This is a genomic window from Embleya sp. L77, assembly GCF_055557415.1.
In genome coordinates this window covers 3,092,518-3,106,960 of record NZ_CM145709.1, presented here as the reverse complement: position 1 = coordinate 3,106,960, position 14,443 = coordinate 3,092,518, and the positions used below count along the sequence as shown (strand labels likewise).

Annotated in this window: 14 protein-coding genes and 3 tRNA genes; 7 read left to right on the top strand and 10 right to left on the bottom strand. The window is 70.7% G+C overall.

Features of this window, described 5'->3' with window-relative positions; all coding sequences use genetic code 11:
• The first annotated feature begins 115 nt into the window (after positions 1-115).
• The gene (locus ACZOOI_RS13075; RefSeq protein WP_465280814.1) at positions 116-997 is read left to right on the top strand and encodes a DUF8083 family protein; all 882 of its coding nucleotides are present in this window, start codon (positions 116-118) and stop codon (positions 995-997) included.
• Between the two features lie 534 nt (positions 998-1,531).
• The gene (bldC, locus tag ACZOOI_RS13070; protein WP_020555617.1) at positions 1,532-1,738 is read left to right on the top strand and encodes a developmental transcriptional regulator BldC; all 207 of its coding nucleotides are present in this window, start codon (positions 1,532-1,534) and stop codon (positions 1,736-1,738) included.
• Positions 1,739-2,492: 754 nt separating this feature from the next.
• On the opposite strand, the gene ACZOOI_RS13065 is transcribed toward bldC, so the two are convergent.
• Positions 2,493-3,704, bottom strand: coding sequence for a glutathionylspermidine synthase family protein (locus ACZOOI_RS13065; protein WP_465280813.1), 1,212 nt, complete (start codon positions 3,702-3,704; stop codon positions 2,493-2,495).
• A 31-nt stretch (positions 3,705-3,735) separates the two neighbouring features.
• Entirely contained in the window at positions 3,736-4,104 is a 369-nt protein-coding gene (locus tag ACZOOI_RS13060; protein ID WP_465280812.1) for a hypothetical protein, read from the bottom strand.
• A 369-nt stretch (positions 4,105-4,473) separates the two neighbouring features.
• On the opposite strand from ACZOOI_RS13060, the gene ACZOOI_RS13055 reads away from it, so the two are divergent.
• Positions 4,474-5,250: a mechanosensitive ion channel family protein gene (locus tag ACZOOI_RS13055; RefSeq protein ID WP_465280811.1), complete on the top strand. Its 777-nt coding sequence runs from the start codon at positions 4,474-4,476 to the stop codon at positions 5,248-5,250.
• A gap of 3 nt (positions 5,251-5,253) precedes the next feature.
• Here the strand turns inward: ACZOOI_RS13055 and ACZOOI_RS13050 are convergent, their stop codons facing one another.
• The 5 genes from ACZOOI_RS13050 to ACZOOI_RS13030 form a co-directional block, all read right to left on the bottom strand.
• The gene (locus ACZOOI_RS13050; RefSeq protein WP_465280810.1) at positions 5,254-5,583 is read right to left on the bottom strand and encodes a DUF6401 family natural product biosynthesis protein; all 330 of its coding nucleotides are present in this window, start codon (positions 5,581-5,583) and stop codon (positions 5,254-5,256) included.
• Between the two features lie 74 nt (positions 5,584-5,657).
• A complete protein-coding gene (locus ACZOOI_RS13045) occupies positions 5,658-6,386 on the bottom strand; it encodes a VIT1/CCC1 transporter family protein (protein ID WP_465280809.1) in 729 nt (242 codons plus the stop codon).
• Between the two features lie 206 nt (positions 6,387-6,592).
• Positions 6,593-6,666: transfer RNA gene (locus tag ACZOOI_RS13040), tRNA-Phe, on the bottom strand.
• 45 nt (positions 6,667-6,711) lie between these two features.
• A tRNA-Asp gene (locus ACZOOI_RS13035) sits at positions 6,712-6,786 on the bottom strand.
• 90 nt (positions 6,787-6,876) lie between these two features.
• A tRNA-Glu gene (locus tag ACZOOI_RS13030) sits at positions 6,877-6,949 on the bottom strand.
• 149 nt (positions 6,950-7,098) lie between these two features.
• Between ACZOOI_RS13030 and ACZOOI_RS13025 the strand changes: the two genes are divergently transcribed.
• Positions 7,099-7,458: a metallopeptidase family protein gene (locus ACZOOI_RS13025; protein WP_465280808.1), complete on the top strand. Its 360-nt coding sequence runs from the start codon at positions 7,099-7,101 to the stop codon at positions 7,456-7,458.
• Between the two features lie 7 nt (positions 7,459-7,465).
• Here the strand turns inward: ACZOOI_RS13025 and crcB (ACZOOI_RS13020) are convergent, their stop codons facing one another.
• The gene (gene crcB, locus ACZOOI_RS13020) at positions 7,466-7,816 is read right to left on the bottom strand and encodes a fluoride efflux transporter CrcB (RefSeq protein WP_465280807.1); all 351 of its coding nucleotides are present in this window, start codon (positions 7,814-7,816) and stop codon (positions 7,466-7,468) included.
• The gene (crcB, locus tag ACZOOI_RS13015; RefSeq protein ID WP_465280806.1) at positions 7,813-8,196 is read right to left on the bottom strand and encodes a fluoride efflux transporter CrcB; all 384 of its coding nucleotides are present in this window, start codon (positions 8,194-8,196) and stop codon (positions 7,813-7,815) included. Before crcB (ACZOOI_RS13015) ends, crcB (ACZOOI_RS13020) begins: the two co-directional genes overlap by 4 nt.
• Before the next feature lie 195 nt (positions 8,197-8,391).
• On the opposite strand from crcB (ACZOOI_RS13015), the gene ACZOOI_RS13010 reads away from it, so the two are divergent.
• From ACZOOI_RS13010 to ACZOOI_RS13000, 3 genes are all read left to right on the top strand, one after another.
• Entirely contained in the window at positions 8,392-9,810 is a 1,419-nt protein-coding gene (locus ACZOOI_RS13010) for a hypothetical protein (protein ID WP_465280805.1), read from the top strand.
• 208 nt (positions 9,811-10,018) lie between these two features.
• Positions 10,019-12,388, top strand: a complete 2,370-nt coding sequence (locus ACZOOI_RS13005) for a DEAD/DEAH box helicase (protein WP_465280804.1) — start codon at positions 10,019-10,021, stop codon at positions 12,386-12,388.
• Between the two features lie 99 nt (positions 12,389-12,487).
• Positions 12,488-13,036: a winged helix-turn-helix transcriptional regulator gene (locus ACZOOI_RS13000; RefSeq protein WP_465280803.1), complete on the top strand. Its 549-nt coding sequence runs from the start codon at positions 12,488-12,490 to the stop codon at positions 13,034-13,036.
• Positions 13,037-13,164: 128 nt separating this feature from the next.
• Here the strand turns inward: ACZOOI_RS13000 and ACZOOI_RS12995 are convergent, their stop codons facing one another.
• Positions 13,165-14,391, bottom strand: a complete 1,227-nt coding sequence (locus ACZOOI_RS12995) for a DUF2786 domain-containing protein (protein WP_465280802.1) — start codon at positions 14,389-14,391, stop codon at positions 13,165-13,167.
• Positions 14,392-14,443 lie beyond the last annotated feature (52 nt).

Genomic DNA, 14,443 nt, shown 5'->3' with positions numbered 1-14,443 from the left:
GTGGTGATGTGTCCACCGCGCGGATGTGCGCGGCCGTTCAAGCCTAGAACCCGGAGGGATCACCGGGTCGGACCTTCTCCACGTCGGGGCTCGACCGACGTGCCAAGATTCGTTCGTGCGGACTTCGGTGGTTGCCCCCTATGCGGCGTACCTGCGGGTGTACGAGCCGCTTGCCGCGTTTCCCGAACCGGAACGCGAGCGGTGGGCCGCGTACGTCGCCACACAGCCGGCAGGCACCCCCGCGTCGCCCGAGGCACCCTCGCCCGCCGGACTGACCGCGCAGGAGCACCGGAGCGGCCTGGAGAACCTCCTGGCCACCCCTCCGGTGATCGCGCCGCCGCACGAGAGCGAGGACGCCTACGTGCACGTCCTGGACGGCGTCACGGTGATCTGCCCGCGGCAGACCCGGCTGCGCTGCTGGACGGCGCTGGCCGAGTTGCGTCGGGAGTATCCGGCGACGGTGCTGGACGTGTTCTGGCCGCGGATGGTGATCGATCAGGCGCACGTGGAGCACGAGCGGTGGAAGTCCGCGCACCCCGACGTGCATCCGCACATCCAGAGCAGCACGTGGCATGTCCCGGTGCGCTGGTTCGTGCTGTTCGCCCCGGAGGAGCGGGTCCTGGTGCCCGCGGCCGAGGACGCCTCGGCGGGGCCGGGCGAGCTCTACTACCGCACGCCGATGGTGCAGGCCCGGCGTCGGGTCGCCCGGGCGCTGAAGGTGCTCCGCGAGACGGTCGAGGACGGTGCGCTGATCACCGGGCTGGAGAACGTGGGCCGCTGGCTGGAGGAGTTCCACCCGCGCGCGCTGGTCGAGTTGGACTACGGCGGGCTCGTGCGACTGCTCGGGGCGGGTGATCCGGCGGCCGAGAACTCGGTCGCGGACGTCGCCGAGGGCATCGCCGCACTGGGATCCGGTGACGGAGCGCGAGCATCGGCGGCCTACCGAAGGATTACGGAGCGTTGGCAATCGGTACGTGCTCTGGAGCACGCGAGCTGAGCAAGCGTCCGCATTTCATGAAGTTTCGGCGTGACCGTCGTCACTCTTTCGTGTTCACTCACCCCGTGATCTGAAAGCCTCTCAACCTGCTGGTTCGAGTTGTGGGACTCCCAGCCCTCCAGGTTGTTGGAGATCCACTCACAACAAGGTGCATACGCCAGCGAATGGTTCGTATATGATGAAAAGGACAAACCAGATGTAGTCGGTCTGGTCGGGTCGAGTCATCGGGGATACTTCGTTGCTGGTGGGACGGGGTGGACACGAGGGGTCGATCGGGCCCGAGTGACTCATCGTCACAGTCGGGTGACTGTCCGCTATGCCTGGTCCTTCGGGATCGCGTGGCTTGAACCCTGGGATGCCAATTCCGGCGGTTTGACCAACCGGGTGCGACGGATGGTGTACTTGTACTGTGAAGGACAAGCCGTTCGTCCTATAACCGACTTGGCCCTCGTGAACTATTTAGGACATCGTGGGTCAAGGTGCAGAATTTGAAGAAAGAACCGTGTTGGTTCGGTTCTCCCGAGGAGGCCGCTCATGACCGCTCGTACGCCTGATGCCGAGCCGCTGCTGACGCCGGCCGAGGTTGCCAGCATGTTCCGCGTCGACCCCAAGACGGTGACGCGCTGGGCCAAGGCCGGCAAGCTCACGTCGATCCGCACGCTCGGCGGACACCGTCGCTACCGCGAGGTGGAGGTCCGCGCCCTGCTCGCGGGCATTCCGCAGCAGCGCAGCGAAGCCTGAGGGCTGCGTCGAAAGCTTTTCCCCTGAGTGCTGCACCGGATCCCGCCGGGTCCGGTGCAGCACTCTTTTGCGTGCCCGGAGAGTGCCGATCCGGTGGGCGGCCGGCCCGAGGCCGCCGCGGTGCCGCTCCGCGGGCCGGCCTGCGGTTCGAGCGGTGGTTTCGGGCGGTGTCCGGGACGGTCGGCCCGGGGTGGGACGGGGCCCGTCGGGCCGTTTTCGCCCGGGATCCATGACCGCGTCCAGTAAAATATCACATAGAATGCACAGTCGATTTCCGGCCGTCGATGAAAACCATTTCCAGTCAAAACAGTGACCTTGGTCACACAGGTGTTCGCGGCCGCTCCGCGCGGCTGCCCGCGGCAGTGGTTCGAACCTTTCCCGGGTCCGGCGGATCCTCAGGGCCTCCCGCCGGGCGACCCGAGCCGTGGGGGACCCGGCTCGGCCACCCGGGTGCTGCCGGGGTCGAGCGGCTTCGGGAAGGCCGGTGGGCGCCGTCGGGGCCCGGTCTCGGTGCCGTCAGGTCGAGGAACGCCGCCGCGGCGGCTCGGCGGATCCGGGTTCCCGACCCCATTCGTGCCGTGCGGGTCCGACGATCGGGGCATCGGAGTGGATTCGACGGACCCGACCGGAAATCGGCGATTGAATACGCAGAGTGATGATCCGCGCGTTCGCGGCGCGATTTCGATCGCGCCGAATCGCCGGCCTTCGTGACTGTGTGCGAGCAACGTGACCGTGCGCGCGGGGTCGTGCCCGGTCAGTCCTCGTCGAGCCAGGCGAGCCGGGTGTCCTCGTCCGGGGCCGGGCCGTCGATCACGTGCGGCAGGAAGCGGGCGTACCCGTCGGTGACCGGGCCGCTGGACTCGCGGATGCCGACGCCCGCGGACTTGCCGTCCACCACCCATGCGCCGAGCACGGGCTTGTTGCCGTCGAAGTCGGGCAGCGGCAGGTACTCCTGGAAGCACCAGCCCTCGTCGCCGTACGCCTCGGCGGGCTGGATGTGCTCGCCGGCGGGGGTGACGATCCGGATCGCGTCGCCCTCGCGACCGTGCAGCGGCTTGGCCACGTACGACTCCATGCCGCGCGGCGAGTCCAGGAAGGCGGGGAGCAGGTTCGGGTGGCCGGGGTACAGCTCCCACAGCACCGCGAGCAGTGCCTTGTTGGACAGGATCGCCTTCCAGGCCGGTTCGATGAACAGGCACGAACGGGGATGGGCCACCAGGTGCTTCCCGAACGGCTCGGCGAGCATGTCCTCCCACGGGTAGAGCATGAACATCGTGTCGATGCCCCGCTCCTCCAGGTCGACGAAGCGCAGCCGCTCGCTGTCCCAGCCGATCTCGGCGACCTCCAGGCCGATCGTGGTCAGCCCGGCCTCGGACGCGGTGTCGCGGAGGTAGGCGGTGTGCAGCCACTCCTCCTCGTCCTCGGTGCCCTCCACATGTGCGAAGTGCATCGTCTCCGAGCGCAGATACGGCTTGATCCGCCGCCACGCGCGGACCAGCCGCTCGTGCAGGCTGTTCCACTGGTCGCGCTCCGGGAAGCAGTCGCGCAGCCAGTACCACTGGACCAGGGAGGCCTCGATCAGCGCGGTGGGGGTGTCCGCGTTGTATTCGAGCAACTTGGCCGCGCGGCCGTCGCCGCCCCACGCGAGGTCGAACCGCCCGTAGACGCTCGGGTGTTCCTCCTCCAGCGTGATCCGCAGGTAGTCGCGGGCCTCGTCGGGCAGGCCGAACGCGGTCAGGTCGCCGCGCTCGATCACGTGCCGGGCGGCGGAGACCGACATCTCGTGCAGTTCCTCGGTGACGTCCTCGAGCCGGTCCACCTCGTCGAGGGTCAGCTCGTAGTACGCCTCTTCGTGCCAGTACGGCACCTCGGTGCCGTCGTCCTCCTGCCAGGTCGCATAGAGCAGCCCCTGCGACTCGACGAGCGGCTTCCAGCCCGGTCGAGGCGTGCTGGGTATACGGCGCATGGCTCAAGCCCTCCCCGGATGTGACACCGCGTCAGCTTGAACTCTTCGACGGGCACGAGCCGAAGCCGCCGCGTTCCACTTTGCCCTTGCGCGGGCGATCGAAGGATCCCTGCCCGGCGAGCAGGGTCGTACCCCTGGCCGGAGTGAGGGTCTGTCCACACGAATGCGGGACGTAATACCAGGACAGGGTCGGGTCGGTTCGGCCGAGGCAGCGGAAGTCGTCGACGCGCACGTTGTGCGTGCGGTCCGCGCAGACCTCGGCGTAGCCGCTTTTGGCGGAGTTCTTGCCGCCGCCGCTTCCACACGCGGTGAGCGCGCCCGCGAGGGTCAGGGTCAGGGTCGCAGCGACCGCGGTCGACTTCATGCCGCCCTTGCGTTGCGGACGCGAACTCGACGACACGAGCCTGATGACACGAGAGTGGGTGGCCACGAATCCTCCGCTCCACGGGCTGTCGGTGACGGTCCGATGCGAACCGACTCCGAGGACGGTATCGAGACCGGCGGGCCGGCGGTGGCCCGGTGAGGGGGAAAACACGGAAGTCCTCGACGAGTCCGGGCCGATTTGTTCGATGGTGACGCGGATGCCCGATCCCGGATGCGGGTGGATGTTCGACCGGGTGCGTCCTCGGTGCGGTGCCGAATCCGAGTCGGTCATCACTGTGGAGTAGGAGGGTGCGGCCCCGCGTGCGGGCGTGATCACTCGGTGTTACCACTTGAGGGAGAGCGCGTGACCACTGTGACGCGCGGAGACCTCAGTGAAGAGGACGCCATGACACAGACTCGGAATCTTGCGCTGTCGGTCGACTACAGCAAGGGGTTCACGGACGCCTGGTCGTCCTTCGCGACCTTCGTGCCGAAGCTGATCGCGTTCCTCGTGATCCTGGTGATCGGCTGGTTCGTCGCGAAGGTGATCGCGCGGATCGTCGATCGAGTGCTGCGCAAGGTCGGCTTCGAGAAGGTGGCCGAACGCGGCGGGGTGGCCAAGACCCTCGAAGGATCCAAGTACGACGCGACCGGGATCATCGCCAAGGTCGTCTACTACGCGATCCTGCTGATGACGCTGCAACTGGGCTTCGGGGTCTTCGGGCCGAACCCGATCAGCGACATGATCCGGGCCATCGTGCTGTGGTTGCCGCGCGCCGTCGTGGCGCTGGTGATCGTGGTCGTCGCGTTCGCCATCGCGGGCGCGGTGCGCGACATCGTGCGCTCGGCGCTGGGCGGGGTCTCGTACGGCAAGATGGTCGGCACCATCGTGTGGGCCTTCATCGTGGCGCTCGGCGTGATCGCCGCGCTCGGTCAGGCCGGTATCGCGACGGCGGTCACCGGCCCGGTGCTCACCGCCGCGCTCGCCACCATCGCGGGCATTCTGATCGTCGGTGTCGGTGGTGGCCTGATCCAGCCGATGCGGCAGCGCTGGGACCGCTGGCTCGACGTCGCCGAGCGCGAGACCGTCAACGCCCGGGCCAGCGTGAACGCCTATCAGCAGGGCCGCGGCGACGCGATCGCCGGGCAGCCCGCGCAGATCCGCGAGGAACGCCGGGAGTAGGGCTCAGCCCAGCAGGTCGTGTTCGCGGACCAGCCAGCACACGGCGGTCAGGCGCAACGCGGCGAAGTCGTAGCCGACCGGCTCCCGCCAGTCGGTTTCGGCCAGTACGTCGGTGAAGCCGAGCACGTAGTCGGCCAGGTCCTCGCGCCGCAGTTGCCGCGGGATCAGGCCCGCGCCGTCCGCCGCGAGCGAGGCGCGCACCGCCGCCGCGTGCTGGTCCACGGCGGCGACCAGCCCCGGTTCGAAGGCGAACTCCGCGAGCCGGGGCAGGTACGCGTCCACGACCGTGGCCAGGGGGCAGCCGGGCCGGCCGGCGTCGAACAGTGGGCTCATGCGTCCACTTTAAACATATTTCCGGCATTTATTTCCGCCGAATCGGGCGACTCTGCTCCGGTCCGTGATCCGGCTCACACCCCGCTCGCGCCGAGCAGGCTGCCCACCCCGTAGGTGACCGCCATCGCCAGGGCCCCGCCCGCGGTGGTGCGCACGATCGCGCGCGTCGCCGGGGCTCCGCCCAATCGGGCCCCGCTCCAGCCGCACGCCATGAGGGCGACCAGTACGGCGGCCACCGTGATCGGCAGTCGGGTCGAGGCGGACGGCAGCACCATCGCGAGCAGCGGCAGCAGGGCGCCGGCGGTGAAGGCCAGGAAACTGGCGCCCGCCGCATGCCACGGGTTGGTCAGCTCGTCCGGGTCGATCTTGAGCTCGACCTGGGCGTGTGCGGCGAGCGCGTCGTGGGCGGTGAGCTGCTCGGCGACCTGGCGCGCGAGCGACCGGGTGAGGCCCAACTCCTGGTACAGGCCGGTCAACTCGTCGAGCTCGGCCTCCGGTTCGTCGGCCAACTCGCGCCGCTCCTGGACCAGCGCGGCCCTCTCCGCGTCGCGCTGGGTGCTCACCGAGACGTATTCGCCCGCGGCCATCGACAACGATCCGGCGAGCAGTCCGGCCAGTCCGGCGGTGAGCAACTGGGCGCGTTCGTCGGTGGCTCCGGCGACGCCGACCACCAGGCCCGCGGTGGAGACGATCCCGTCGTTGGCACCCAGCACCGCCGCCCGCAACCAGTTCAGCCGCGTTCCCATCGCCTCGTCGTGCGGGGGATGGGTGGGCATCCGGTCGGGGGTGTCCGCGGCGCTCATGACCGAAGTATCACGACGAAGTCCGGGACGAACGGCGCGGACACGAGCGCGCGGCCGGGGCGACACCCGAGCGGGTGAGTCGGCCGGTCGCGTCGGCCGGCCGGCGCGGTGCCGAGCCGCCGGGCCGGTCCACCGGCGCACGGTTCGGCAATGCAAAAACGCCCCGGACGACGAATCGTCTGGGGCGTCGGTTTCTCCGGCTGCGGTGGCCAGGGGCGGGGTCGAACCGCCGACCTTCCGATTTTCAGTCGGACGCTCGTACCAACTGAGCTACCTGGCCTCGATGGATCAGGGCGCCTTTCGGCGCCCCGACCTTTCCATCTTGCGGTCCTGACGGGATTTGAACCCGCGGCCTTCACCTTGACAGGGTGACGAGCACTCCAAACTGCTCCACAGGACCTCTACCCGCGTTTCCTTGGGCTTCCTTCGTGTTGAACCCTACCGTACTGGCTGTCCGGCTTGTTGCGGCCCCCGGAGGGGGTTTGTTGCGTGCCCCCAACGGGATTCGAACCCGTGCTACCGCCTTGAAAGGGCGACGTCCTAGGCCACTAGACGATGGGGGCTTGTTGGCCGTGTCCGGCGTCTTGTTGCCGTCGGGGACGTCCCGAACTATACGGGGTTTTCGGCGGCGCTTGCAAAGCGGATAACCGGGGGCCGGTGCGGGCCCGCGACAGGCCCCGCGAACGGGGGTGCGAACCCGCAGAATGGGGGAGTGCTGGAGATGTCGCGCGAGGAGTTCGAGGAACTGGTGGCCGAGGCCCTGGATCGGATCCCGCCTGAGCTGACCAGGCTCATGGACAACGTGGCGATCTTCGTCGAGGACGAACCCGCCCCCGACGGCGAGCACGGGGCCAACCTGCTCGGCCTGTACGAGGGCATCCCGCTGACCGAGCGCGGCGACTGGTACGCGGGCGTCCTGCCGGACCGGATCACCGTCTACCGCAACCCGATCCTGCGGATCTGCGAGACGTACGAACACGTCGTCGAGGAGGTCGAGGTGACCGTCGTGCACGAGGTGGCGCACCACTTCGGGATCGGGGACGAGTGGCTGCACGAGCACGGGTACGGCTGACGGTGCGTCAGCGGGCCGCGGTGTGGCCGAGGGTGGCCGCGGCCAGGCCCAGGGTCAGGCTGAGCAGGACGTAGCCGGCGGCGGCGGCGCGCCGGCCGCGGGTGTAGGTGTCCACGGTCGCGTAGCCGAAGGTGCTGAACGTGGTGAGGGTGCCGCAGAAGCCGGTGCCGATCAGCGCGGCGATCCGCTCGTCCGGGGCCAGGCCGGTGAGCACGCCCAGGATCAGCGAGCCGACCACGTTCACGGTCAGCACGCCCCACGGGAAGGCCGACTTGGTGCGCGCGGACACGTGCAGGTCGGTCAGGTAGCGCAGCGGGGCGCCGACCAGCGCGCCCAGGACCACCATCAGCGGGATCATCCGGCGACCCCGCGCGGGCGGCGGGCGACGGCGAGGCCGATCTGTACGGCGGCCAGGCCCAGGGCGACGCTGCCCACGACGTAGAGGAAGGCCGAGGCCCACGCGTGGCCGGCCGCCAGGGTGCGGGTCTCGACGGCGAAGGTGGAGAACGTGGTGAAGCCGCCCAGCACACCGGTGCCCAGGAAGGGGCGGACCAGCGGGCCGGGCGGGGTCAGGCCCATCAGGATCCCCATCAGCAGGCAACCGGTGACGTTGGTGAGCAGGGTCGCCCACGGGAAGGCCGTGCCGCTGTGGGGGAGCGCCTCCGCGAGTGCCCAGCGGCCCAGCGCCCCGATGGCGCCGCCGATCGAGACGGCGGTGAGTACTCGGGTCTGTGACACCAGAGCACGCTAGGCCCTGTCCGGCGGATCCCGGTGGGGCCGCGCCGCATCGGGATCCGCCGGACCGGGACCCGGCCCGGACGTCGGGTCGGGGATCTCGTGCGCTCCCGTCGCGCCCTCACGCGCTGCGGCCGAATGGGTGACGCGTGAGGTCGTGAATTGGAGCCGGAGTTTTTCCGTCCCCATGCTGAAGCGGTGACCACGCAGGGGGACATCGGGCCGATGCCGGACTTCGCCGACGATGAGCCCGAGTTTCCCGGAACCGGATCGACCACCCGGGTGGTCGGGCCCACAGCGGCCGAGTCGGCCGTGCCGCGCGCTCGCGGCGAGTGGCGGCGCGCGCCGGGGCCGCAGGCGTACGAACCGGGGCCCGGACAGGCGTGGGGGGATCCGGAGCCGCGGACCCGGGGAAGGGGCCGGGCGGGCGAGGGCGCCGACGGGCCGGGCGCCCGGGCCGGTTCCGGTGAGCCCGTCGAGCCGGCCGGGCGGGGCGAGCAAATCCCGGGCGGGTCGGCCGAGTTCGCGCCCTTTCGGACGACCGGCAACCTCGCGCTGGGGCATGCCGAGGTGTCCCACCGCGAGCCGGTCTCGATGCTCGCCCAGTGGTTCGGCGAACCGGACAGCATCGAGCCCGCACCCGTGGTGGAACACGGACCCCCGCCGGCGGATCGACGGGCGCCCAGGCGTCGCAGGTCCGCGCACCGGGCCCATCGGGTCGTCGAGACGGCGCGCACCGAGGTCGCCAAAGGCGCCCCGGAGGGGCGATCGGCAAGCGCCAACGGCGAGTTCGTGACCGCCTTCGTGGTGGTCGCGCTCGTACTCACCGGATTGCTGTACCACTTCGGCTGGGCACGTGACTCGGCCCGGTCCGAGTACCTCGGGTTCGACGAGAGCGTGCTGGACAGGCCGACCCTGGAGTATCTGGCGGACGGCCTGCGCGCGCTGTACCGGCCGCTGCTCGTGCTCGTCGCCGGGCTGCTCGCGACCCGGGTGGTGCATCCCCGGCTGCTGGTGTGGCTGCGTCGGCACCGGCGGATCGCCGCGTGGTGTGCGTGGTGGCTGCGCTGCGCGTGGTTCGTGCTGCCGGGCGCGACCTGGTTCGGGGTGTACCGATGGCCCGTCCGCGGCGCGCAGTGGTGGCCGCTGCTGTTGCCGTGCGCGCTCGCGCTGGGGCTGTTGATCAGTGCGTACGGGGTGCTGCTCTCGCGCCGGATCGGGGCGCACCGGCGCAGCTCCGCGGCCGGCTCGCGGCCGTGGTCGCCGTCGGTGCTGTTGACCGCGGCCGTCGTGGTGCTGTGTCTGTTCTGGGCGTCGGGGGCGTACGCGAAGGTGTCCGGGCGGGACGCGGGCAAGACCGTCGCGCACCAACTGCCCAGGCGGACCGGGGTGGTCCTGTATTCGATGCAGGATCTGCGGATGCGATCGGACGACGGGATCGCGGTCGAGGAAGAAATCGGCGCCTCCTACCGTTTCCGGTACACCGGACTGCGCTTGTTGCGGCGTGCCCCGGGGACGCTGTACCTGCTCCCCGAGCACTGGTCGTGGCAACGTCCGAGGCTGCTCGTCGTGCACGAGGACGCACGTCTGAGGGTGGAGTACGAACGCACCCGATAGGCGTAAACGCGCAGTGATCGGGTACGCTGGTGAATCGCTTTGCCCATATCCAGGCACCGCCATGAGTCGCGGCGCCTCGTAGGCTCGTTCTGGTGCTCCGCAGAAGTGTCGCTTTCTCGTGCGACCACATTTCGGCTGCGGACCTTCGAGACGGGCCGCATCCGGAAGGTTTTGCATGCCCCCCTATGCCAATGACACTGCTACGCCCATGCCCGGTACCGAAGGTGCCGAGGTGCAGGAGGGTGTGGCGGGTGCGCAGGCAGCCGAGGTGACCGAGGTCGCCGCGGAGATCACCGAGATCGCTCCCGAGGTCGTCGAGAACGACGACACCAATGACGGCGACACCGAGCTCGCGGCGCAGGACGAGGCCGCGACGGACGCCGATGTGCACAACGACACCGATGGCGACACGGACGTCGACGCGAGCGTCGAGGACGCCGCCGCCGACGAGGCCGGGCTCGACGGGGCGGACGACGCCTCGGACGAGGTCGAAGCCGAGGCCGTGCCCGAGCCGACCGGCCCCAGCTTCGCCGAGTTCGGTCTGCACAAGGACGTCGTGGACGCGCTCGCGCGCCGCGGCGTGACCCACCCGTTCCCGATCCAGGCGGCGACGCTGCCGGACGCGATGGCCGGCAAGGACATCCTCGGCCGGGGTCGGACCGGTTCCGGCAAGACGCTGGGCTTCGGTCTGCCGATGCTGACCCGCCTGTCGGGTCGCAAGGCCCGCGCCCGTCGCCCGCTCGCGCTGATCCTCACGCCGACGCGTGAGCTCGCGATGCAGGTGCACGACGCGTTGGAGCCCTACGGTCGCATTCTCGACCTGCGGATGAAGACGGTCACCGGCGGCATGTCGATGCCTAAGCAGATCTTCGCGCTGGAGCGCGGCGTGGAGATCCTGGTCGCCACCCCCGGTCGGCTCCAGGACCTGGTGGACCGCGGTTCGGCCGTGCTGGACAACGTCGAGATCACCATCCTCGACGAGGCCGACCAGATGGCGGACATGGGCTTCCTGCCCGAGGTCACCGCGCTGCTCGACCTGATCCCGGCCGGCGGTCAGCGGATGTTGTTCTCCGCGACGCTGGACAAGGGCGTGGACGCGATCGTCCGCAAGTACCTGGTCGACCCGGTCACCCACTCGGTGGACCCGCACGCGTCGTCGGTGACGACCATGTCGCACCACGTGCTGGTCGTGCAGCCCAAGGACAAGACGTACGTCACGGCGGCCATCGCGGCCCGTCGCGGGCGCACGATGATCTTCGTGCGGACCAAGTTCGGCGCCGACCGCGTCGCGCAGCAGCTGCGTGAGGCGGGCGTTCGTGCCGAGGCGCTGCACGGCGGGATGACCCAGGGCGCGCGTACCCGCACCCTGGCCGAATACAAGGAGGGCCGCACGCCGGTCCTGGTCGCCACCGACGTCGCCGCCCGCGGCATCCACGTCGACGGCATCGACCTGGTCCTGCACGTGGACCCGGCCGCCGACTCGAAGGACTACCTGCACCGCGCGGGGCGTACCGCGCGTGCCGGCGAGGCCGGTGCGGTGGTCACGCTCGCGCTGCCGCACCAGCGCCGCACGGTGGACCGCCTGATGGAGGACGCCGGCGTCGAGCCGACCCGCCTTCGGGTGCAGGGCTCCAACGACCCGGAGATGCGCAAGCTGACCGGCGCGCGCACGTTGTCCGAGGTCAAGGCGCAGTCCGTGGCGGACGCCGCGGTCGAGGCCGAGGCCGAGGCCGAGCGGCTCGCCGGTCGGATCATCGAGCTCAAGGCCGAGGCCGCGGAACTGCGGCGCAAGGCGGCTGAGTTGGCCGAGGCCGCGAAGAACGGCGACGTGCCGGTGCGGACCGAGCGCTACGAGCGTCCGGACCGGGGCGAGCGCGGCGGCGACCGGCGCGAGGGTGGCTACCGGGGCGGCGACCGCAACGACCGCGGCAGCGACCGTCCGCCGTACGGTGGCGACCGCGGCGGCGACCGTCGTGGCGGCGCGCCGCGTGGCGACCGGCCGTCCTACGGCGACCGGGACCGGGCACCGCGTTCCGGTGACCGTCCGTCCTACGGCGACCGGCGCGAGGGTGGCTACCGCGGCGACCGTCCGTCGGGCGACCGCGGCCCGCGTGCCGACCGTCCCGCGTACAACAGCGGCGACCGTCCGGCCTACAACAGTGGCGACCGCGCTCCGCGCACGGGTGACCGGCCGGCCTATGGCGACCGGGCACCGCGTTCCGGCGACCGTCCCGCGTACGGGGACCGCGCGCCGCGTACCGGTGACCGTCCCGCATACGGGGACCGGGCACCGCGTACCGGTGACCGTCCGTCCTACGGCGGCGGCGACCGGCGCGAGGGTGGCTACCGCGGCGACCGTCCGTCGTACGGGGACCGCGCGCCGCGTACCGGCGACCGCCCCGCCTACGGCAACGACCGCGCCCCGCGCGGTGACCGTCCGACGTACAACAACGACCGGCCGTCCTACAACGACCGGGACCGTTCGCACGACCGTGCGCCGCGCCGGGACGGTCACTACGACCGTCCGGCCGGCGGCCCGGCGGGCGACCGCAAGCCGCGTTGGAAGCGCGACGCGTAAGCGCCGAGTGACCTTGCGGTAACTGACGTGTAGTCAAAAACACTGAGCGGGGCGGGATCGATCGCGTATCGATCCCGCCCCGCTCAGTAATGTGGCGACATGAAGCGGACCTCGTTCGGAACCTGGCCGTGTTCCATCGCGCGCGTCCTGGAGTTGTTCGGCGACGGCTGGACGCCGCTCGTGTTGCGCGAGGCGTCCTACGGGGTCCGGCGGTTCGAGGACCTTCAGGAGAACCTGGGCATCGGCCGCAACGTGCTGGCGCAGCGGCTGAATCGGCTGGTCGAGGAGGGGCTGCTCGATCGGGTCCCGTACGAGGAGCGGCGCCCCCGACACGAGTACGTCCTGACCGCCAAGGGCCGCGATTTCTTTCCGGTGCTCGTGGCGATCGGCCAGTGGGGGGACACCTGGCTCGCGGACGAGACCGGGCCGCCGGTGGTCTACCGGCACGGCGGGTCCGAGGGGCACGAGGCGGAACCGGCCGTGGTCTGCTCGGTGTGCGGCGACCCGCTCCACCTGGAGGACGTCGAGCCGTTGGCGGGACCGGGTATGACGGCGCGTCAGGCGCATCGGGCGGTCGCCGAGGGGCGCTGTGGGCCGCGTGCCTCGACGGTGCCGGCGCAGCGCGGGAACTGGTTGCCGCGGATCTGACGCTTTTTCGCGGCCTTGGGGCTGTTGTGGAGCTGGGGCCGTTTCCGATGCTTTCGGGTCCCGATCTTTCGGGGATCCGATGCTGTCGGCCTCGATGCATTCGGGGTGGCGGTTTCGGTTTCGTGGACCTACGAGCGGGCCGGCTCGCCGCGGTCCAGCTTGTCCCGCAGGCCCAGTTCGGCCCGGTCGGCGGCGGCCTGGCCGTGTCGCCACCCGTCCGCGTCGCGACCGCGCAGGCGGTGAGTGGTCTTGGTGGGGAACATGCGCTCCGTGGTCTCCCGAACCGCGACGTCGCGGGCGGCCAGGACCGGCAGCAGGCGATTGTCCGCGGCCTCGTTCGCGCTTGCCTCGGCCTCCTCCTTGGCGGTGGTGAGCCGCTCGCGGATCCGGTCGGCGTAGGCGATCAGGAAGGACTGGCGGAAGGTCTTGGTCCGGCGGGAGCGGCCGGACTCGTGGTAGCGCGAGCCGGCCCGGTTCATCGCGGCGGTGGCCTGCACCAGGAGCGAGGTGTAGAGCAGTTCGACGGCGTCCAGTTCGGAGTCGAAGCCGACCACCGTGGAAAAGCCCAGCGAGCTCGACCAGATCGCCTGGCAGCCGTTGGCGTCGGCGACCGCGTCCAGCAGCAGTGCCTTCGCGCCCTCGTACGGGTTGTCCACACCGATTCGGCATGCGGCGGGCGCGTGGCGCGAACCCTCCTGCGCGCCCAGCAGCGCCTCGTCGATCCGGTGCCGGGTCATCAGCTCCTGCGCCTTGGCGGTGAACGCCTCGGCCTCCTCGGGGAACTCGCTCGACTCGGCCTTGGCGAGCAGGGCGCGCACCCGGCCGAGTTGGCGGGGGGCGCCGGTCGCGGGCTGCTTGCGGGCCGGCTCCTGGAAGGACGCGGCGGCGAGCGGCTCGATGGCGGGCAGGCGGGCGATCGAGCGGAGCAGTTCGAGCACGCGCGCGGCGGTGCCGAAGCGGTCCAGGTTCTCCCGGGCGCCCAACTCGGTGAGGTAGGCGTCGTCCGAACTCCACCACGGGGTGCTCGCGTCCAGGTCGCGCAGCTGGGCGGTCCAGCGGCGGCCGGTGCCCGAGTAGCTGCGGGCCTGGGCGGCGACCAGGTCGGCGGCGATCGGGGCGTGGCGTTCGCCCAGCTCGCGGGTGACCGCGCGGACCACGTCGGCGGGTTGCCAGCCGCGTCGCCAGCAGCCGTCCGCGGTGCGGTCGTACAGCGCGAGCACCGCGCGCGAGATCTGCGGCCAGTCGGCGGCGGAGGCCGCGAGCAGGGACGCGCCGAGATCGATCGTGTCCTCCAGGGCGTCGTCGGACGCGCTCAGGACGGCATGGAATTGGGTTTCGACGAGCGTGGTGGGCACCCGTCAAGGATTGCATTTTTCGGCGCGCGGACGGTCGGGGCCCGCGCGGGGT

Bases quoted from the DNA above. Each gene is read 5' to 3' on its own strand.
- bldC (WP_020555617.1), top strand. From the start codon at position 1,532: ATGACCGCTCGTACGCCTGATGCCGAGCCGCTGCTGACGCCGGCCGAG.
- ACZOOI_RS13005 (WP_465280804.1), top strand. From the start codon at position 10,019: ATGCCCGGTACCGAAGGTGCCGAGGTGCAGGAGGGTGTGGCGGGTGCG.
- ACZOOI_RS13065 (WP_465280813.1), bottom strand. From the start codon at position 3,704: ATGCGCCGTATACCCAGCACGCCTCGACCGGGCTGGAAGCCGCTCGTC.
- ACZOOI_RS13055 (WP_465280811.1), top strand. From the start codon at position 4,474: ATGACACAGACTCGGAATCTTGCGCTGTCGGTCGACTACAGCAAGGGG.
- ACZOOI_RS13045 (WP_465280809.1), bottom strand. From the start codon at position 6,386: ATGAGCGCCGCGGACACCCCCGACCGGATGCCCACCCATCCCCCGCAC.
- ACZOOI_RS13000 (WP_465280803.1), top strand. From the start codon at position 12,488: ATGAAGCGGACCTCGTTCGGAACCTGGCCGTGTTCCATCGCGCGCGTC.
- crcB (WP_465280807.1), bottom strand. From the start codon at position 7,816: ATGATCCCGCTGATGGTGGTCCTGGGCGCGCTGGTCGGCGCCCCGCTG.
- ACZOOI_RS13050 (WP_465280810.1), bottom strand. From the start codon at position 5,583: ATGAGCCCACTGTTCGACGCCGGCCGGCCCGGCTGCCCCCTGGCCACG.